This is a genomic window from Flavobacterium hydrocarbonoxydans, assembly GCF_009789235.1.
GTDB classification, from domain to species: Bacteria; Bacteroidota; Bacteroidia; order Flavobacteriales; family Flavobacteriaceae; genus Flavobacterium; species Flavobacterium hydrocarbonoxydans.
The window spans coordinates 40,162-61,754 of sequence record NZ_WSTB01000010.1; the positions used below are offsets into that span (position 1 = coordinate 40,162).

The 21,593-nt window shown below is 35.6% G+C and carries 13 protein-coding genes; 6 read left to right on the plus strand and 7 right to left on the minus strand.

Annotated elements, in window-relative coordinates:
- Positions 1-42: 42 nt before the first annotated feature.
- The gene (locus GON26_RS16475) at positions 43-4,110 is read right to left on the minus strand and encodes a DUF7948 domain-containing protein (protein ID WP_160375869.1); all 4,068 of its coding nucleotides are present in this window, start codon (positions 4,108-4,110) and stop codon (positions 43-45) included.
- 146 nt (positions 4,111-4,256) lie between these two features.
- On the opposite strand from GON26_RS16475, the gene GON26_RS16480 reads away from it, so the two are divergent.
- The gene (locus GON26_RS16480; RefSeq protein ID WP_160375870.1) at positions 4,257-6,449 is read left to right on the plus strand and encodes a B12-binding domain-containing radical SAM protein; all 2,193 of its coding nucleotides are present in this window, start codon (positions 4,257-4,259) and stop codon (positions 6,447-6,449) included.
- Positions 6,450-6,704: 255 nt separating this feature from the next.
- Here the strand turns inward: GON26_RS16480 and GON26_RS16485 are convergent, their stop codons facing one another.
- Complete coding sequence (locus tag GON26_RS16485; protein ID WP_160375871.1) at positions 6,705-7,394, minus strand: response regulator transcription factor; 690 nt, start codon at positions 7,392-7,394, stop codon at positions 6,705-6,707.
- Entirely contained in the window at positions 7,391-8,653 is a 1,263-nt protein-coding gene (locus GON26_RS16490) for a sensor histidine kinase (RefSeq protein WP_160375872.1), read from the minus strand. The genes GON26_RS16485 and GON26_RS16490 overlap by 4 nt, the downstream gene beginning before the upstream one ends.
- A 164-nt stretch (positions 8,654-8,817) precedes the next feature.
- Here GON26_RS16490 and GON26_RS16495 point away from each other — a divergent pair, with 164 nt between their 5' ends.
- Complete coding sequence (locus GON26_RS16495) at positions 8,818-9,225, plus strand: DUF1573 domain-containing protein (RefSeq protein ID WP_160375873.1); 408 nt, start codon at positions 8,818-8,820, stop codon at positions 9,223-9,225.
- A gap of 78 nt (positions 9,226-9,303) precedes the next feature.
- On the opposite strand, the gene GON26_RS16500 is transcribed toward GON26_RS16495, so the two are convergent.
- The gene (locus GON26_RS16500) at positions 9,304-9,810 is read right to left on the minus strand and encodes a C40 family peptidase (protein WP_160375874.1); all 507 of its coding nucleotides are present in this window, start codon (positions 9,808-9,810) and stop codon (positions 9,304-9,306) included.
- Positions 9,811-10,045: 235 nt separating this feature from the next.
- Here GON26_RS16500 and GON26_RS16505 point away from each other — a divergent pair, with 235 nt between their 5' ends.
- From GON26_RS16505 to GON26_RS16520, 4 genes are all read left to right on the plus strand, one after another.
- Positions 10,046-11,125 carry an SGNH/GDSL hydrolase family protein gene (locus GON26_RS16505; protein WP_230407955.1) on the plus strand — a complete coding sequence of 360 codons (1,080 nt, stop codon included), beginning with the start codon at positions 10,046-10,048 and terminating at the stop codon, positions 11,123-11,125.
- Positions 11,115-12,497 (plus strand): sialate O-acetylesterase, encoded by a 1,383-nt coding sequence (locus GON26_RS16510; protein ID WP_160375876.1) that lies wholly within the window; start codon positions 11,115-11,117, stop codon positions 12,495-12,497. The genes GON26_RS16505 and GON26_RS16510 overlap by 11 nt, the downstream gene beginning before the upstream one ends.
- Before the next feature lie 311 nt (positions 12,498-12,808).
- Positions 12,809-15,106, plus strand: a complete 2,298-nt coding sequence (gene bglX, locus GON26_RS16515) for a beta-glucosidase BglX (RefSeq protein WP_160375877.1) — start codon at positions 12,809-12,811, stop codon at positions 15,104-15,106.
- Between the two features lie 708 nt (positions 15,107-15,814).
- Positions 15,815-16,771, plus strand: coding sequence for an aldo/keto reductase (locus tag GON26_RS16520; RefSeq protein WP_160375878.1), 957 nt, complete (start codon positions 15,815-15,817; stop codon positions 16,769-16,771).
- Positions 16,772-16,828: 57 nt separating this feature from the next.
- On the opposite strand, the gene GON26_RS16525 is transcribed toward GON26_RS16520, so the two are convergent.
- The 3 genes from GON26_RS16525 to GON26_RS16535 all read right to left on the minus strand — a co-directional run bounded on the left by GON26_RS16525 (position 16,829) and on the right by GON26_RS16535 (position 21,589).
- Positions 16,829-18,814, minus strand: a complete 1,986-nt coding sequence (locus GON26_RS16525; RefSeq protein ID WP_160375879.1) for a glycoside hydrolase family 97 protein — start codon at positions 18,812-18,814, stop codon at positions 16,829-16,831.
- A gap of 99 nt (positions 18,815-18,913) precedes the next feature.
- The gene (locus tag GON26_RS16530) at positions 18,914-20,203 is read right to left on the minus strand and encodes a glycoside hydrolase 5 family protein (RefSeq protein ID WP_160375880.1); all 1,290 of its coding nucleotides are present in this window, start codon (positions 20,201-20,203) and stop codon (positions 18,914-18,916) included.
- Positions 20,204-20,347: 144 nt separating this feature from the next.
- Positions 20,348-21,589, minus strand: coding sequence for a glycoside hydrolase family 26 protein (locus GON26_RS16535; RefSeq protein ID WP_160375881.1), 1,242 nt, complete (start codon positions 21,587-21,589; stop codon positions 20,348-20,350).
- Positions 21,590-21,593: the final 4 nt, after the last annotated feature.

Below are 21,593 nucleotides of genomic sequence, written 5' to 3' on the forward strand. Positions count from 1 at the left end.
AAAAAACGGATATTATATTTTTTTGAAAGTATCTTGTAATTATTAACGTTTCAAGGTAAAATGTCCTCTAAATTCAGCCCCATTTAAGCGGGTAACTACAAACCAATAATCAGATGAAGGTTCGTCTCTTCCAATATAGGTTCCGTCCCAGGCTGTATGAATGGATAATTCTTTAATAAATTTTCCGTAACGGTTAAATATCCTGATATTTGAGTTGGGTGCCAGATAGGCAAAATCGATTGTCCAGGTATCATTATAACCGTCATTATTAGGAGTAAAGAATTTTGGATAAGGCAATTCATCTTCAAAATTAATGCAGTCTGCAGTTGTGGCTTCGAGAATTTGTATAGAAAAGGTATTTCTGTCGCTTTCACAACTATTTATGGTCTGAGAAGCATAATATGTTTTTCCGTTTTCAAGCGGAGTCATATTTGATAAGTTTTCTCCGCCAGTTAGGGCATTATACCATTTAATATTTTGACCGGTAATGTTAATATCGCTAATTGTTGCATTTTCCTGTACACAGAATTTTTGGTTGTTTTCGCCAATAGGCAACTTTGTATCCTGAATTTTTATAGTAATGGCTAACCTAGGGCTCTCACAATTATTTAAAGTTTGCGAAACATAATAATTTAGACCATCCTCAAGTATGGTCGTGTTCTGTAAAATATTTCCGTTTACAGCAGCATCATACCATTTTAAATCGTTTCCATTTGCAATAACATCACTAATTGTAGCATTTTGATCAAGACAAAAAATTTGGTTAGAATTTCCCGTTGGTAAAGGGGTGTCATATATAGTTACCAAAACCGGAAATCTTCCGCTTTCGCATCCTATAGTTTGCGAAGCATAATAAGTAGTATTGTTTTCTAATAATGTAGCGTTTGTTAACGGAGTCGTCGGAAGATCAGAGTCGTACCATTTTAAGTTTTGCCCTGTTAGTATAAGATTATTTAAAGTAGCATTTTCAATTTTACAGAAAGATTGATTACTGTCTCCTGTTGGAATAGCGGGTGTATTTTGTACAGCAACTGTAATCGCAATTCTATTGCTTTCGCAATTATTGATTGTTTGCGAAGCGTAATAGGTTTTTCCATCTTGAAGAGGAACTGTATTTGCTAAAACTGAAAGACTTGTGGCATCATCATACCATTTTATATTTTCACCTTCTACTAAGATGTTTGCCAGAGTTGGATTGTCTCCAGTACAAAAAGTTTGATTGACAATCCCAGTTGGTACTGGTGTATTTAAAATAGTTACACCAACAGCAACTCTATCACTTTCGCAGCCATTTATGGTTTGTGAAGCGTAATATGTTTTACCATCCTCAAGCAAAGTTGTATTCGTTAGAAGCGTTCCGGCTATTAATTCGTCATACCATTTTAAGTTTTGTCCGGCAATATCAATGTCATTTAAAGTTGCATTTTGTTGAAAGCAAAAGGTCTGAGGATTTGTATTTACTATTGGTAAAGGTTGGCTGCTAATATTAACTGTTTGATTTTGAGTTGACGTATTGCCATTTCCATCATCATAATTCCAAACAATTGTATAAGTTCCAGGTAAACTGTACGATAGCGGATTTGTTGTGGTAGCCGTAATGGCTCCCGCACAAACATCAGTAGCTGTTGGAACTATTGTTATAACGGTATTACAATCTCCAGTAACTGCTGGCAGATTTGTAAGGTCAGGAATAGGAGCTTCAACGTCTCCAATAACGACATCTATTTTTTTAGTATCATCACAGCCGCCAGTGCCTGTAATTAAACAGCTGTATTCACCACTATTTATTGCTGTTGCGTTTAGAATCGTAGGATTTTGATCTGATGATGTAAAGCCATTTGGTCCTGTCCACGCATAAGTTGTTCCTCCGGAAGCTTTTAATTCTAAAGTATTTCCTATACAGATTGGGGAGTTGCTAGATAGAATGGGATTAGTAAGGCAGTCTTGAAATTTAGCAATAAAAGTATTGCCACCACTAATTGTTGGGTATTCTGTACCTGATGTTCCAAGATTGTTACTGCCTGTTGTTGATCCAATAGTATAAACATAGGCATTACTAAAAAAAATACCTTTTAAATAATCTTGGTGGTCACCTCCATAATACGTTCCCCATACAAGATTTCCCATGGTGTCAAATTTTGAAATAAACCCTTCATCAGAACCATTACTTGCTGATTGAAAAGTGTCAGGTGTTACAATATCTGTTTGACTTCTGGTATTTCCTGTTATGTATATGTTTCCATTATCAGATGTAAAACTGCTTTCGCAATTGTCATTTCCTTGTGCGTTTTCAGATCCATAATAGGTTCCCCATTGGCGAACTCCTTCAGAATTAAATTTGGCTAAAAATGTATCAACACCACCTACTTCTTGATTTTCTTTATGTGCACCTATAGTTGAAATGTTATTAATACTGTTTGTTGTTCCTGAGATGTATATATTGTTAGACGCATCAGATCCGATACCTGTTATTCGGTCATAATAATCATTTACCGATATGTGAAATGAAGCATCTCCACCATAATATGTACACCATAATCTCTGTCCTTCAGGGTTAAATTTGACAATGAAACCATCCATAAAATGAATTTCTGTTTGATGTGCACCTGATGTTGAGATATTGGGTTGGTCAGAATCAAGAATCCAATATTGTCCTGCAAATATTAAATCATTATTTTTATCAATTGTGGAATACTTTATTATTCCAGGAAAATAACTTGCAGAAATCCTATTTCCTAGAGGTGAAAACTTTGCGAAAAAACCACACCCATCAAATGGGTCATTATTGATACTTTGAAATGCACTTGCAGTTGCAATATCATTTGTACTATGAGTTTCTCCACCTATTATCAAATTTTCGTCATTATCTAAGCTTAAAGTATTAATTAAATCTCTTTCCGATCCTCCATATAATGTTCCCCATATTTGCTGTCCATCAGTATTAAATTTAAGGATTAATCCATCTAATGTGAAATCTGGATTAGCAGTTTTGTATGCTCCAGATGTGGTAAGGTTGTCACCTGACGAATTGCCATAATCTGAACCTCCAATATAAATATCATTGTTAGAGTTTATCGCTAAATCTTTAATTATGGCTGAGTTAATATAACTGCCCCATATTCTATTACCATTAGGACTTAGTTTTGAAAGAAAGGATGCGTCCCAGATTGATATTTTTGTTGTTTGAAAAGCTCCAGCTGTAGCAATATTTGTAGAACTAGAGGTTTCTCCAGTAATAATTATATTTTCATTATTATCTGTTTTTATTTTTTGCGTAAGGTATCCACTATTACCCCCAAAATAAGTACCCCACAACCTAACAGGCACAGGATCAATAATCAATTTTTTATCACTAATGTCATCCGAAGTTGAAAAACCATATACATTTTTCTTGATTTTAGTATAACCAATATTTATTTCTTTCTTACTGGTTCCTTCTTCTGTCCAACTAGCAGGAAGTGTTTCTTCCATTTTTCCAAAACGAACATTCATCTGAATTTTATTGTCAACCAAATTTGTTTCGGCACCATTAAATTTTAATTGAATATCAGAAATCTTTCCTTTAGGATGTACTACAAAATTGTATTCAACTACTTTTTTTGGGTCATTCGGAATCGTGAAAACTACATCAATGTTAGGATAAATATTTTTATAAGTCACTTGTTTGTATTGATGTACGCCAACAATTCCTTCTGGTTTATTAGGAATATTGTAATAATTGTCAAAGTCTTTTGATTTCTGTTCCGCAATCAATTCAACTTTTGAATTTGAGCCTACAAAATCAATATCAATTCGGTGAAACTTATATTCCAGATTATAATCCGGTTCTGCTTTTACTTCTTTAGGTAAATGAGTATCCGGAGCTTTTTTTCTTAGAGGAGTTCTGCACGGAATTTTCTTTGCTTCATAAATATCATAGGAAAATCCATTTTTCTTAAGCTGAACATTCAAACCTCCGGTATTCAATAAAAATTTTACTGCGGTGTTAGGTTTGTTTTTCTGATCGACAATTTGACCTATATTTTCTTTAAAACCAATTGATTGATTTTGGTTTTGTGCGATGATGGGAGTAATAGCTAATAAAAATAAGTATAGTAATTTTCTTTTCATAAAATAGATTCAGCAATCGCAAATGTAATCAAATATCTACAAAATAAAACTAAAAATTCTTATCGAAAAAGAGATAAATCACCTCCAAAATCTTTTCATAAAAAGTCCCCAAATATCACGTATTTTTGCAAAAAAAGAATGTTGCTTTGAAAACCAAACTCTTCATCATCACACCACCTTTTACCCAACTGAATACTCCGTATCCGGCAACTGCGTATATAAAAGGATTTTTAAATACCAAAAATATCGAATCGGTTCAGGCAGATTTGGGTATTGATGTGATTTTGGAATTGTTTTCGAAAAAAGGATTGTCGGCGATATTTGAAAAAGCAACTACTAACAATAAACCAAAAACAACAAACGCACAGAGAATTTTTGCTTTGCAGGATGAATACATCAAAACAATTGATGCTGTGATTCAGTTTTTGCAAGGGAAAAATCCAACTCTGGCATTGCAGATTTGCCAGGAAGATTTTCTGCCGGAAGCTTCCCGTTTTGCACAACTTGAAGAACTCGATTGGGCTTTTGGAACCATGGGAACTCAGGACAAAGCCAAACATTTAGCCACTTTGTATCTCGAAGATATTTCGGATTTTATTGTAGAATGTATCGATGAAAATTTTGGCTTTAGCCGATATGCCGAACGTTTAGGAAGAAGTGCCAATTCTTTTGATGAATTGTACCAAGCACTTCAGCAGGAACCGACGTATATCGATTCGATTTTGATTTCGCTTTTAAAAGCTAAAATTGAAACCATTCAACCCACTTTGTTTTTGATTTCTGTTCCCTTTCCAGGGAATTTATACAGCGCTTTTCGATGTGCGCAATGGGTAAAACAGAATCATCCTGAAATTAAAATCTCGATGGGTGGCGGTTTCCCAAATACCGAATTGCGTTCGCTTTCGGATAAACGTGTTTTTGAATTCTTTGATTTTATTACTTTGGATGATGGCGAAGTTCCGATAGAAGAATTAATTTTCAACTTAGAAAACCCAGGCTCTGATTCTTATAAACGAACTTTTTTACTTGAAAACGGAGAAGTAGTTTATAAAAACAATTCCTTAAAACACGATTACAAACAAGCGCAGGTAGGAACTCCTGATTACTCTGATTTGCCTTTGGATAAATATATTTCGGTTATCGAAATCGTCAATCCTATGCACCGAATGTGGAGCGATGGCCGTTGGAATAAACTCACCATGGCGCACGGCTGCTATTGGGGCAAATGTACTTTTTGTGATATTTCACTTGATTATATAAAAGTGTATGAGCCTGTTGCGGCCAATTTGCTTTGTGACAGAATGGAAGAAATGATGCTGCAAACCGGTCAGAATGGTTTTCATTTTGTTGATGAGGCAGCGCCGCCAGCTTTGATGCGCGCTTTGGCAATCGAAATTTTACGCCGAAAATTAGCTGTAACCTGGTGGACCAACATTCGATTTGAAAAAAGCTTTTCTAAAGATTTGTGTTTGCTTCTAAAAGCTTCCGGATGTATTGCCGTTTCTGGTGGATTGGAAGTGGCTTCAGACCGATTATTGAAATTAATCGATAAAGGTGTTACGGTAGAACAAGTGGCAAAAGTGACGAGCAATTTTACCGAAGCCGGCATTATGGTGCACGCGTATTTAATGTACGGATATCCAACACAGACCATTCAGGAAACGGTTGACAGTCTCGAAATGGTGCGTCAATTATTTGAAGCGGGTGTTCTGCAATCGGGTTTTTGGCATCAGTTTGCCATGACGGCGCACAGTCCTGTTGGGTTGTATCCGGAAAATTTTGGTGTAACCAAAAAAACAGAAACCATAGGAACTTTTGCAAATAATGATATCGATTATACGGATTCAACTGGAATCAATCATGATAAATTTAGTTTTGGATTGAAGAAATCACTGTTCAATTTTATGCACGGAATCTGTTTTGATTACGAATTGCAGGATTGGTTTGATTTTAAAATTCCGAAAACCAAAATTCACCCGGATTTTATTTTCAATGCTTTAGAAGAGCAAAATAATTTTGATACAAAACCAAATGCAAAAGTAGTTTGGCTGGGCGGAAAACCATCAGTAGAAACATTTTCAAAATCTAAAAAAGGGCAAACATGGGAAATGATGTCACTTACTTTTCATGACAAAAAAGAAAGTTTCATCATTCAGACAAATAAAACTGAAGGTGAATGGCTGGTTGAAATTTTGCAAAAAATTACGATTTCAAATGCTAAAAATTATACTTTTCAGGAAGTAAAAACTGATTTCGAAATGCAGTTAGATGATTTCGAATTGTTTTGGTATTCAAAACCGGTTAATACGTTACGTGAGTTTGGGTTGTTGGTTTTGTAGGGCTTTATACCATTGCAGGATAAATAAAAATTAAGGTTTTTGGCTAATAAACTTCATGACTGTCCACTAAGCGGACTAAATAAAAAATAGACCACAGGCTACACCAATTGAACAGATAAAAACTGATTTTTTTTAGCTCTTTGTAAATCATAATCAGCACTAATCCGCTAAAATCAGTTTCATCAGTGTGCCATTATTAATGAATTGGTATAAAAAACGGATAGTCTTAATAAACTTAATTTCTTAATGGTAAAACTATTTCTCCAGAGTAAAACGAAACCCAATTCCATGAAGGTTTTCAATTGCAATTCCGTTTTCATTGGCTAAAATCTTTCGCAAACGCGAAATAAAAACATCCAGACTTCTTCCCATAAAATAATCATCGGTACCCCAAAGCGAAGTTAGAATCTGCTCGCGTTTTAAAACAGAATTCTTATTGTCTAAAAACAATTTCAAAAGTTCAGATTCGCGCTGTGTAAGGCCAATTTTTTCCTTTTCATTAAAAAGAATAAAGTTTTTGGTATCAAACTGGTATTTCCCAATTTCATAAATCGATTTTTCGACAGGACTATTTTTCTGGGAACGCTTTAAGAAAATTTCGATTTTCAATAATAATTCTTCAATACTAAAGGGTTTTACCAAATAATCGTCGGCACCCAAACGCAATCCTTTGATGCGGTCTTCTTTAAGGGTTTTTGCCGAAAGAAAAATAATAGGAATATTGGTATTGAGTTTTCTAACTTCAGTTGCCAGATCAAAACCATCCATTTTTGGCATCATTATATCGAAAATACAAATGTCAAAATTTTCTTTTTTAAAAGCTTCCAAACCCAATTTCCCATCACAACAATGAATAACTTCATAGTTGTTTTGTTCCAGATTGTCTTTGGTCAAAAACGCTAATGTTTCATCATCTTCGGTATAAAGAATTTTAAATTGCTTCATTTTTTATAAGGAATTGATAAGGTGATGGTTGTGCCGTTTTTACTATTATTAGTGGCATTAATTTTCCAGTTCTGCAAATTGCAAATCTTTTTTACGTAATATAATCCTAATCCAAAACCGTTTACTTCATTGCTTTTAGAATTTTGAACGCGGTAAAATTTATCAAATATAAACGAAATATTTTTAGAAGAAATTCCAATTCCGTTATCTATAAATTCCAATTTTAATGTTTGATTTTCAGTTGAAATCCGAATGGTGATTTCAGGTTTCGAATCACAATATTTTACCGCATTATCCAATAAATTATAAATCAGATTGGTAAAATGAAAAGCGTCTGTTTCAATTTGATATTCATCCAAAGGAGATTCAATTTTAATGCTGGTTTCAGGGTATTTTAACTGAATATTCTGAATCGTTTCTTCCATAATGGGCAAAATCAAAACCGCCTCCGATTTTAATTCCAAAGGGGTATAATCTGATTTCGCAATATTTAGAATTTTCTCGATATGACTGTTCAGTTTATTGCTTTGTTTGATGATAATATCCGTGTAAGTATGCAGTTTTTTGTCTTCCTTAATGGGGTTTTGCTCAATTAAATATTTCGAAGCAATCAAAATGGATGATAAAGGCGTTTTGAATTCATGTGTCATATTATTGATGAAATCACGCTGCAATTCGGAGTATTTTTTTTGCTGCAAAATCGTAAAAATCGAATACACATAGATCAGCAAAATAAAAATTAAAGCAAGAGAAAGCACAAACCAAAAACGCATCGAGCTGAATAAATAACTCGTTTCGTTAGGAAACCGTACCGCAAAATAATACACTAAATTTTTATGTTTAGGGAAATAAACCGACTGTTTTCCTTTTCCTTTTTCGGATAATGAAATGTAATTTCCATACACCATTTCGTCGCTTTGGCAATTGTACATCGCATATTCAAAATCGGTCGTGATATTCATTTTTTTGAATTCCGTCTTTAGATAAAATTCTAAAATATCGGGTTCAAAATCATTGTCGATGTTTACAATATAATAGTCATTGGCCACTTTCTGCACCGGATTTTGAGCCGGCAATTCATGACTTTTGCCTTCATATAATTTTTTGGCAACTTCCAGTAAAGCGATATGCGTTTTCTGACTGAGTTTTTTTTGTTCTAATGTAAAAGCTTCTTTAGTCCAAAGCAGCTGTGCAATTAATATCCCGATAATGGCTATTAATCCTAATATAATGATACTATTGAGTCTGTTTATTTTCAATTATTAAGAGTTTTGAAAGTGTAATATTAATCAAAAATAGCCTTAAAAACACCAGTTAACAAGTCATTAACAAACATTTGAAACCACTTAACAGCGATTTGAAATTTTCAGAATTACTTTTGAAATACAAAATAACGAGAACTTTAACCATTAAATATATAACTATGAAAATTATTAAAATTTCGATGCTGGCTTTAGCTTTAAGCTTAATGTCTTTCTCAGCAATTGTTCCAGTAAAAGTAATCCTTTCGAAAACTGAAAAAGCACTTGCTTCAATTTCATGGAAGGCTGAAAGTATTGATGTGGGTGAAATTCCGCAGGGAACTCCAAAAGCGATTGTTTTTGAATTTAAAAATACAGGAAATGCTGCAGTTGTAATTACCAATGTAAAAGGTTCTTGCGGTTGTACTGCAACAGATTATACTAAAGAACCTATTCTTCCTGGAAAATCTGCAAAAGTTACCGCAACCTATAATGCGGCTAACAAAGGTGCTTTTACAAAAACAGTTACAGTAACAACAAGCGCTGAAACAGCACCAAAAATACTTACTCTAAGAGGAACTGTTATCTAAAATAAAAGGTTGATAATAATGTGAAAAACTCCAGATTGGCCATATGTCTGGAGTTTTTTTTATGCCCTGAAATTTGATTTATTTAGTTAACACATCAATACATTTATAAAAACGATTCGTATAATGCTCTGTGTCAAGCGAAGTAATGGTAACGCTGCTCACTTTGCCGGAGGAAGCATGAATAAACTTGGACTGCATGCCATTGGCTTCGCAAATAATTCCGAGATGCCCAATAATGGTTCTGTCTTTGTAACCATAAAAGACTAAAATATCTCCCACTCTAAAATCTTCGGGAGCCAGTGCTGTTCCTAAATTTTTATACTCACTGGAGCTTCTGGGTAAGGAAACATCAAAATTTTTAAATACATAACTAACAAAACCAGAACAGTCAAATCCTTTTTCAGGATCGTTCCCGGCATATAAATAAGGTGTTCCTATAAATTGTTTAGCAAAGCTAATGATAGAATCACGATCGACTCCGTTTGCTGTTTTCTGAATGGGCGTATGAGTCGATACCGTTTCCTTTTTTTCAAAACAAGAAGATAAAATGGCTGTAGCAAATAATAGGTAGAGGGTAAATTTCATTTTTTACGAATTAACTGTAGGATTTATTTCATAAAGATAGTCCTTGCTTTTGAATATCAAAGGAATAGTTTTTTTAGAGTTAATGAAATAACGCATTAAAGATAAAATTTAATGAAGCCACGGTGGTATTATTTTATTACTTTTTGATGGTTTAGTATCTTTTTAAACAATAATTTTCAGGTATATTTGTGAATCTACTTTATATTTTAACAAATAAATTATGTTTATTAAAAAAATGCCTCTTATAATTTTGTTATTGATGATTTCGTCAGTTTCAATTGCACAAAGTAAAACCAATACTTTTCTGTATGCCGGAAGAGTAGATAAACTACAAGACGATACTGTTGTTTTGATTGGAACTGCAGCTTCGGTCTCGTTTAATTTTACCGGGAATGAATGTGCTGTTTCTTTGCAAAGTATTGATAACTGGGAACATCATAATTATGTGGTTTTCGAACTGGATGGAGAAAATATTGGAAAATACAGAGTCGAAAAAGGTGCTGCGCAATCTTTTCCAATTACGGTAACTTCAAATAAAAAAGTACATACGCTGACGATTTATAAAGGTACAGAAGCCACAATGGGGAACGTTGTTTTTCTGGGAACTACAGCAAAACTGACTTCAATATCTTCTAAAAAGAAAAAGAAAATTGAATTTATTGGCGATTCTATTACTTCTGGAGCGGCTAATGATCCGTCTGAAATCCCGTGTAATGAAGGCGAGTATTTTGATCATCACAATGGTTTTTTTGCTTATGGTCCGATTTTGTCCCGCGATATTGAAGTGGATTATTTAATGAGTTCTGTTTCGGGAATCGGAATGTATCGCAACTGGAACGACGAAAATCCGGAATTGGCGATTATGCCTAAAGTTTATGAGAATTTGTATTTGACACTAGAGGCTTCTAAACCGAAATATGATTTTACTTTTCAGCCTGATATCATCAGTATTGCTTTAGGAACCAATGATTTTTCAGGAGGCGATGGTAAAAAAGAACGTTTGCCTTTTAATGCAGAAAAGTATGTTTCGAATTATGTGAATTTTATCAAGATGTTGTACAAACACAACCCAAATGCTCAAATTGTGATCACCAACAGTCCGATGGTGAACGGCGACAGAGCAGTTGTTTTTGAAGATTGTCTGACTAAAGTAAAACAGGCTTTTGAAAAGGATACCACACATAAACCTATTTTGATTTTTAAGTTTAAACCCATGACGCCTTCTGGTTGTGGCGGACATCCAAATATTAGCGAGCATCAGGTAATGGCAAAGGAATATGGTCCTTTCTTAAAAAAGTTACTAAATGAAAAATAATATCTTTAAGTTTGTTTTCTTTCTGATGATTTCCGGTACTATGATGGCAAATGTGACACTTCCGAATATTTTTGGCGACAATATGGTTTTGCAGCGCAACGCCGAAGTTAAAATTTGGGGTTGGGCGAATCCAAAAGAAGAAATTAAATTAATAGCGAGCTGGAACAATCAGGAATATAAAGTGACTGCCAATAATCAGGCGCAATGGGAACTGCATATAAAAACGCCGGAAGCGGGCGGGCCATATATGATTTCGATAAAAGGGTATAACGAAGTTGCTCTAAAAAATATTTTAATTGGAGAAGTCTGGGTTTGTTCCGGGCAATCAAACATGGAAATGTCCGCCAGTTGGGGAATCGAGAATGGCGAAGAAGAAATGAAGAATGCTAAGAGTCCTAATATTCGATTTTTTTTAGTTCCGAAACTGACTGCTACAACGCCACAAAATAATCTTTTAGGAAACTGGACCGAATCGACTCCGGAAACCATGAAAAACTTTAGCGCGGTAGGTTACTTTTTTGCAAAACGACTTCGTGAAGACTTGAAAAATGTTCCAATTGGATTGATTTCTTCGAATTGGGGCGGAACTCCTGCTGAAATCTGGATGCCGGAAGAAGTCGTACAAAATGATCCCGAAGTTTTAGCAGCTGCAAAAAAACTCAACGAACAGGAATACGGCCCACGTCAGCCCGGACGTGCTTATAATGCTATGATTTATCCTTTTGTGGGTTTCAAAATTGCCGGTACACTCTGGTATCAGGGCGAGTCAAACGTGGGGTCTTTGGTTTATGACAAAACACTTTCGGCATTAATCACTTCGTGGAGAAAAGCCTGGCAGGATGATTTTCCGTTTTATTATGTACAGATTGCACCTTATAAAACCGGAACAAATAATTTCTCGAATGTTATCGTGAGAAACTCGCAGCGAAAAGTACTTAAAGAAGTAAACAATACCGGAATGGTCGTGATAAGCGATGTTTCGGATACGATTGATATTCATCCAAAAGACAAAAAATCAGTTGGAATTCGGTTAGCAAATTTAGCTTTGGCTAATACGTATAAAAGCAATTCTACTGTAGCAAGCGGACCACTTTTTAGTCATTTTAAAGTGGAGAAAAATAAAGTAATCGTTTCTTTTGATAATGCTGATGGATTATATTTTAAAGATAAAAAATCAGATCAATTTGAAGTGGCTGGAGCCGATGGTATTTTTCATATTGCGGAAGCTGTTATAAAAAAAGACCAGGTTATTTTGATCAGTAAAAAAGTGGAAAATCCGTTAAAAGTTCGTTTTGCCTGGGGAAATACAGTGCAGTCGGATTTGTTTAATAAAGTTAATTTGCCCGCTTCTTGTTTTGCGGAAGAATTTTAGATTTTAGATTTTAGAATTTTCGCCTTTTATGTCAGAATGAGAGAAGTCGAAGTCCTGTGAAGAATTTCGCCAATCTTTGTCGAGCTACTTACGAAGATTTGCTTCGCCAGTCGCTATCGCTCAAGTCTCCTTCGTCGAAATTACAAAATTGAGGATAATTGGATTTCTTTTGAAAATAAAATGTTCTTGTTTACCGTGAACTGCGTGAGGGATAGTAGTGGAAATCCTTTTGTGCCGGGGTTCGGCACAAAAGATTGAAACGGATAGCCCGACCCGGAGGGACACGCCCAAAATACTAAACTATATGTACTATGAATAATAAAAATACGATAATGATTGGGGTTTTTGCCCTGTTTACAATTGGAAATATGAACGCACAGAAAAAGGATTATTTAGATAAAAATAAGACTATTGAACAACGTATTGATTTGCTTTTGCCTTTGATGACGCTGGAGGAAAAAGTGGGGCAAATGAATCAGTATAATGGTTTTTGGGATGTAACGGGACCGGCTCCAAAAGGAGGCTCAGCGGAACTTAAATACGAACATTTGCGAAAAGGCTGGGTAGGCAGTATGCTTACGGTTCGTGGTGTAAAAGAGGTTCGCGCGGTACAGAAAATTGCGGTTGAAGAAACCCGTTTGGGGATTCCGTTAATCATAGGTTTTGATGTGATTCACGGTTATAAAACATTAAGCCCGATTCCGCTGGCCGAAGCAGCAAGTTGGGATTTGGATGCGATTCAGAAATCGGCAGCAATTGCGGCAGATGAAGCTTCGGCATCTGGTATTAACTGGACTTTTGGTCCTAATGTTGACATTGCAAATGATGCGCGTTGGGGTCGTGTGATGGAAGGTGCGGGTGAAGATCCGTATTTAGGAAGTAAAATTGCTACTGCCAGAGTGCATGGTTTTCAGGGCGAAACGACAGCAGATTTGTATAAAGTAAATACAATTGCAGCCTGTGCAAAACACTTTGCTGCGTATGGATATGTTGAGGCGGGATTAGAATATAATATTGTGGATATTAGCAATTCGAAATTGTATAATTCGGTTTTGCCTCCTTTTGAAGCTACTGTAAATGCGGGCGTTCGTACGTTTATGAATTCGTTTAATACCCTGAATGGTGTTCCGGCAACAGGAAATGTTTTTCTGCAGAGAGACATCTTAAAAGGAAAATGGAAATTTGATGGTTTTGTAATTTCGGATTATGCTTCGATTCGCGAAATGATTGCACACGGCTATGCAAAAGATGAGGATGATGCGGCTCTGAAAGGTGTTGTTGCAGGTTCTGACATGGATATGGAATCGTATATATATGTGGCTAAAGTGGTGAATCTGGTTAAAGAAGGAAAACTGAAAGAAGCTTTGGTTGATGATGCCGTTCGCAGAATTTTACGTGTCAAATTTGAATTAGGATTGTTTGATGATCCTTATAAATACTGTGATGAAAAACGTGAAAAAGCGACTATTGGAAGTAAAGCCAATAATGATGGTGTGCTGGACATGGCCAAAAAATCGATTGTGTTATTGAAGAATGATAAAAATTTGCTTCCGCTAAAAAAATCCGGACAGAAAATCGCTCTGATTGGTGCGTTGGCAAATGATAAAAACAGCCCGTTAGGAAGCTGGAGAATTGCATCTGATGATAATACAGCTGTTTCGGTTCTGGAAGGAATGCAACAGTATAAAGACAATCAATTGACTTTTGAAAAAGGAGCGGATCTGATTGTGGGTAAAACAAGTTTCTTAAACGAAGTGGTTTTTAATATGACAGACAAAGGCGGATTTGAAGCAGCCAAAACAGCCGCCAAAAATGCTGATGTGGTTGTAATGGTTTTGGGAGAACACGGTTTTCAGAGCGGTGAGGGCAGAAGCAGAACCGATCTTGATTTACCAGGAGTTCAACAGGAATTACTGGAAGAAATTTATAAAGTAAACCCAAATATTGTTTTGGTTTTAAATAATGGCCGTCCGTTGAGTATTCCGTGGGCTGCAGAACACGTTCCTGCTATTGTTGAAGCCTGGCATTTAGGAACGCAAACCGGTAATGCTGTGGCGCAGGTTCTTTACGGAGATTATAACCCAAGCGGAAAGTTGCCGATGTCTTTCCCGAGAAATGTGGGTCAGGTTCCTATTTATTATAACCGATACAGCACAGGAAGGCCTATAGACAGTGATAAAAATGTGTTTTGGTCACATTATAGTGATGTAGAGAAAACGCCGCAGTTTTCGTTTGGTTTTGGATTGAGTTATACCACATTTGAGTATAAAAATCTAAAATTAAACAAAACAGCTTTTGCAAAAGGAGAAGCTGTTGAGGTGAGTGTTGAGGTTACAAATTCGGGGAAATATGATGGAAAAGAAGTGGTTCAGTTGTATATTCATGATGATTACGCGAGTATCATTCGACCAATAAAAGAATTAAAAGGCTTTGAGCTAGTGAATCTGAAAAAAGGAGAAACCAAAACAGTGAAGTTTACTTTAACCAATAAAGAACTTGGTTTTTATGATAATGAAGGAAAGTATCTGGTAGAACCGGGAACTTTTAAAATCATGGTTGGAGGAAACTCTGATAAAGGTTTAGAAGGAGGTTTTGAGATAAAAGAATAAGCTTTTTTTGAGGGGCAAAGGTTCTGAGGCTCAGAGGAACAAAGGTTTTTCCGCCACGAATTCACGAATGAATGGTTTGAAAATTCGTGAATTTGTGGCGATTTTTTTTATCTCTTTTATCTGCTAAATCTGCGGGAGTTTTTTCCGCTACGAATTCACGAATGAATGGTTCAAAATTCGTGAATTCGTTGTGATTTTTTTCTCCACGATTTTTTCTATAGCCCCTAGCTTCAGCTAGGGGAATTAGATTTGAATAGAAAAGGGCTTTAGCCAAACTTTACAGGTTTGGCTAAAGCCCTTTTGTTTGCGTTTATGTTTTCATCCAGCTAAAGCTGGACGCTATTGAATTTTAGAGAACGAAAAAACATTCTAGTTTCCGACTATGTTAGATTAAACTTTTGAAAACTAATTTCATTACGCTGGAATAAGCTTTTTTTGAGGTACAAAGGCGTAGAGGTACAAAGGTTCAAAGGTTTTTCCGCCACGAATTCACGAATGAATTGTTTGAAAATTCGTGAATTCGTGGCGATTTTTTTATCTCTTTTATCTGCTAAATCTGTGGGAGTTTTTTCGCCATGAATTCACGAATGGATTGTTTAAAAATTCGTGAATTTGTGGCGATTTTTTTATCTCCATAATCTGTTAAATCTGTGTGAGTTTTTTGTATTTTTAAAACCTAATAAAACTTTCAACCATTAAATTAAAATAATGAAATATAACAGATGTGGAAAAAGCGGGTTATTATTACCTGAAATTTCTTTGGGATTGTGGCATAATTTCGGTTCAGTCGATAATTTTGAAAATGCCGAAAGTATTGCAGTAGAAGCTTTTGATAAAGGAATTACTCATTTTGATCTGGCGAATAATTACGGGCCAGTTCCGGGATCGGCAGAAACGAATTTCGGTAAAATATTATGGCATAATTTTCAGGGAAATCTACGTGATGAAATTATTATAGCCACCAAAGCCGGTTATACCATGTGGGATGGACCTTATGGAGACTGGGGTTCCAGAAAATACCTGTTGTCGAGTTTAGACCAGAGTTTGAAAAGAATGAAAGTCGATTATGTGGATATCTTTTATTCGCATCGTCCTGATCCTGAAACACCAATCGAAGAAACCATGATGGCGTTAGATTATACAGTGAGAAGCGGAAAAGCGTTGTATGTGGGAATCAGTAATTATTCGGCAGAACAAACACGTGTTGCGGTTGATGTTCTAAAACAATTGGGAACGCCATGTTTGATTCATCAGGCAAAATATTCGATGTTAGAGCGTTGGGTAGAAAATGGTTTATTGGATGTTTTAGAAGAAAAAGGAGTAGGCTGTATCGCCTTTTCGCCTTTGGCACAAGGACTTTTAACGGATAAATATCTAAAAGGTATTCCAGAAAACTCACGTGCTCATAATCCAAATGGGCATTTAAAGGAAAATGAAGTTACGCAGGAAAGAATCCAGAAATTGATTCAGCTGAATGATATTGCACAGAACAGAAACCAATCTTTGGCACAAATGGCATTGGCCTGGCTGCAAAAAGACAAACGAATTACATCGGTTTTAATTGGTGCAAGTTCGGTGCGACAATTAAATAATAATATTGAATGCTTGCAGAATCTTGAATTTTCTCAGGATGAATTGAATGCGATTGAGAAGATTTTGGGATAGATGATAAAGTAAAGACGCACTGCAGTGCGTCTTTACTAAATTCAAAAAAGATATTTCTTACTTCGGTTGAATAATCATCGCTAATCCACCGCCACTAGCTAATCTGTAAGTTAATTTTGTAGTGGAATCAACAGAAATTTTTTCTCTTTTATAATCATTTGCAGCTTTATCAGCATTTAAACCATCAGAGAAAATTTCAGCTTCATATTTTTTGCCTTTTTCAAGGAAAGAGAAATCAATGGTAATTTCTCTGGAATCCCAGTTGGTTATTGCTCCCAAATACCAGCTGTTTTCTTTTTTTCGTGCCATTGAAACGAATTTTCCAACTTCACCATCTAGAGCGGCAGTTTCATCAAAAACAGTTGGAATTTTAGCTATGAAATCCGTGCTTTCCTGTTCCTTCATAAACGCAGTTGGACTGTCAGCCATCATTTGCAAAGGCGCTTCAAAAATAGTATAAAGTGCCAGTTGATGTGATCTTGTTCCCTGACTCATCGGATTCGAATGACTGGGTTTGAATTCGCTTTTCGTTGCATTACGCATCGCTCCAGGTGTGTAATCCATTGGTCCGGCCATCATTCGGATAAACGGAATTGTGGTGTCATATAACGGAACATCATCGTTTGGTGTCCATTTATTATTTTCTAAACCTTTTACCCCTTCAAAATTCAAAATATTCGGAAAAGTACGCTGAATCCCGGTAGGTTTATACATACCGTGAAAGTCCAAAAGCAATTTGTGATTAGCCGCCTTCTGCGCAATATCATACACTGAATTCACCATTTTGGCATCATCACGATCCAGAAAATCTACTTTGAAACCTTTAATACCTAAATCAGCATAATTCTTTAAAATTCCTTCAGTGTTTTTCGTCAGAGCCATCCAGGAACTCCATAAAATGATTCCAACATTTCGTTCTTTTCCATAAGCGATTAAGGCTTCTAAATCCACATTCGGATTGTGTTTCATAATATCGTCTTCCAGACTCCAGCCTTCGTCTAAAACCACATATTCGACTTTGTTTTTTGAAGCAAAATCAATGTAATACTGATAGGTTTTAGTATTGATACCGGCTTTAAAATCGACATTATAAATATTCCAGTCGTTCCACCAGTCCCAGGCCACTTTTCCGGGCTTAATCCACGAAAGGTCTTTTATTTGGGTAGGTTCAGATAATTTCTGAACCATATCATTATTCGCTAATTCAGCATCATTCTCTGAGATAACAATCGCTCTCCACGGGAAACTTCTTGTTCCTTTGGTTTTAACCAAATAATCAGCCCTTTCCGTAATAAGGCGATTAATATTGTTGAAGCCGCCATTTTTTTCCTGCAAAGGATAGTTTGAAAAACGCGATTCAAAACCTGATTTTGCTGTATTATTCGTTACAAACAATCCTGGATAATCTTCCAGATTGGCTTCTAAGAAAACGGCTTTTTTATGGTTTTTATAATCAATTAAAAAAGGTAAAAATGCCAAAGTATCTTTTGCAAATTCACTAATTTTTTTATGTTCATAATGCGCTTCAAAAGACGAAATATAAGGGTCTTTCGGGTTTCTTAAATCACGAACATAAGGAATTAAGGTGTTATAATCCTGATCAAAATTCAATGTAACTTCCTCAGATTTTACGGTAATATTTTTTTTCTTTTTGGTAATAAAACGATACGCAACACCATCATCAAAAGCACGGAACTCTATACTGAAATCATTTTTAAAATTGAGAACCAATTGATTGTACTGGTTTTTTACGTTTTTCTTTTTGTAAAAAGGAGATTCAAAAGAAGCATCAACACTTTCTTTCTTTGAATTGATAACGACAGCATTTTTGCCTAAGACAATATTTTCATCCAAAGTCATAGACACAGAAGATGGTGCTAAAACAACGTCTTTTTCATGCAAAACAGTCCAGGTTATTTGATTCTTTACCGCAATTTGTATGGTAATTTTTCCATTAGGCGAAACGACTGTAAAGTCTTGTTTCTTCTGAGAAAAACTAAGATTAACTAGTAAGAAACAAAAAAGAATACCTATTTTTTTCATGTTGCTATTTTTAAACCATATAAGTGATATAAGTTCATTTAACAAGCTATGCGTATGTTTTGATGAACTTATATCACTTATATGGTGAGGTGAGAATAATTATTTTTTCTTTAGTTTCGAGTTGTATTTTTTTACAATTTCGAGAGTCAATTTGTCGCTAGAAAAAACAGTGTTTAAACCTTGAGGCTCCTGAGGTGGATCAGTAGTCAACGGATCACCCGGACTCCATTTACCTGATTCGTTTACAGGTTTGCCTTCACCGCCAAATCCCCAGAAATTCGCTGCCTGCAACGGACCGTTATTTTTGCGGCTTTCTACAATGCGATCAAAAACATAAGTATAAAAAGTGTTTCTGTTGGTTACCGATGCGTTATTTAGCAAACTCTCGTTTTCTCTTGGTAAACCAAATTCTTCAATGATTATGGGTCTTTTCAGATTATTTGCTACCGCAATATGAGCGTCGATATATTTACCGGCATTTTCGATAGTGGTGGGTAATGTTTTTTCAGCATCGTCTGCTTTAAACCAGTTCCAGTTTTTAGGCCAGATGTGCATTGTTAAATAATCAATATTTGGATTTACGTGCGTTCTTTCAAAAATCCCTATATCATCGTTCGAGCTGTTCAAACCTTCTGAGCCTGTAGAAATCAAATGATTTTTATCTAAACTGTCCATTAAATTAACAATATTGTTCAGCCAAAGTGTGAATTTTTGCTCGTTTTCAACAGTAAAAAGTCTTGGTTCATTTCCAACTTGCCAAGCCATAATAGTGTTGTCATCCGTATATTTCTTTTTTGAATAGGAATTTGTACGGGTCATGATAAATTTTACATGGTTTTCCAAAGCCTCCATACAAGAATCACAACTGTAAAATTGCTGTGTATATTCCATAAACTGCGGCCAGGTATTGGGAGCGATGTTCGGAACCGGAATCGGCCCTTTGCCATTCCACTCCAAATATTGCGACATTCCGCCAGACCATTCCCAGTTGTTTGTCAAATACAAAACCGCATACATTTTGCGCTTCGCCATTTCATTCATCAAAAAATCCAGTCCATCCAGTAAATCCTCATCGTATTTTCCCTGCTCATACTGCAACGCCGGGCGAACGGTAAAATCATATTTTCCACCATCAGCACCCACCAGAATACGCAGGTTATCAATACCGTTTTTCTTCATTAAATCCAGCTCACGAATCAATCTTTTTCGATCACCCACTTTTTTCGAAGCCAGTAAACTTCCGTACCAATAATTGGTTCCAATGTAAGCGTAAGGCTTATCACCTTTATAAAATTCTGTTCCTTTTACCGTGATTCTTTCCTGGGCCTGCGCCGAAAGTGTAGCAAAAACCAGTGCTAAACCAAGTGTTTTTAAAAGTCTGTTTTTCATATATTATTTTTTTTTGGGAGCTAATCCTGCTATCCGTTGCAATCTTTTGTTTTTTAAAGAAAAAAACAAAAGGATTTCCACTTCTATCAGGGCTAGGGCAATACGTTTTTTAAGAAGCTATAAAGAACGATAATTTTGCTGTTTTTATTTAGGCAATTCATACATTTTTGGCAAAGAATTCACTAATGCCGATTTTGATTTAGTGGCAAAAGTTTTAAAATCATTTGCATTGGGCGCTGCTGCATTTGGTACATAGTATCCATCCATATTATTATTCCAAAAGAGCACATAACTCACTTCGATATCATTAGCAGTTAAGGCACTGTACAAATAAGTCGAAAACCAATTTTCTATCGGAGCAGTTGAACTTGTAACGCTATAACCGGTTTCGGTCATGGCAGCAATTTTTACTTTTGTTTTCGCTAAATCCGAAATTATTTTCATTTTAGCATTTGCTTTGTCAGCACCATTTTGCCCCTGATTGTTAAAGTCACCATAATTATCCATACCTATGATATCAACGTAGGTATCACCAGGATAACGGCTCAAATAACTGACCTCTGTAGTATAGGAGTTGTCAGGAGAAAAGGCGTATAAAATATTGTGAACTCCTTTTGTGTTTTTTAAGTAATCAACTGTAAACTGATACGCTTTTTTGTATTCATCCGGGGTCGAAAAATTTGCTCCCCACCAAAACCAGCTTCCGTCAAATTCATGAAAAGGCCTGAAAATTATAGGAATCAGTTCGCCTTTTGAACCTTTTAAATTCAGTACAACACTCGCAACCTTGTCGAGTTTTTTCTTGTACCATTCATGATTGGTTCCACCAGGCAAAATACTTTTAAAGGCGGTTGCTTTTTCATCAGCAGTCATATCATCGGTATAAAAAGAATCTTCTTTGTTCGGTTCGCGAATATGCCAGCTAAAAGTATTGATTATCCCTTTTGCGTAAGCAGCCTTTACATCACTTGTAATTTTTTGCTCTTGCTGATAAAACCAGTTATCCGACTGATTATTATTGTTTTTATCGGTAATAAACATAAAGTCAGAACCTAATACTGCAGGGTCATAACCCGTATTTTTCTTAATGTCAGAGTCGCCTCCTGTATCCTGGTAAAAGCTGTTAAAAGCATCTTGCTGGCCAATGGCGAATTTTGTTTTGGCTAACTTTTTTAAATTATAAAATAAGGCAGCCGTTTCCGGAGTTGCATTTTTATCGACCATATAAGTGGCAACATTTGTTGTGGTCAAAGGATCTGTTTCTACAACCGGTGGAGGTGTAACGATAACTTCCTCTTCTTCTTCAGTTGTTTTATCAGAAGAACAGCTTGTTGCCGAAAGAAACGATAAACTTATTAAAGCTAATTTAAAAAAAGTATTTTTCATCTTT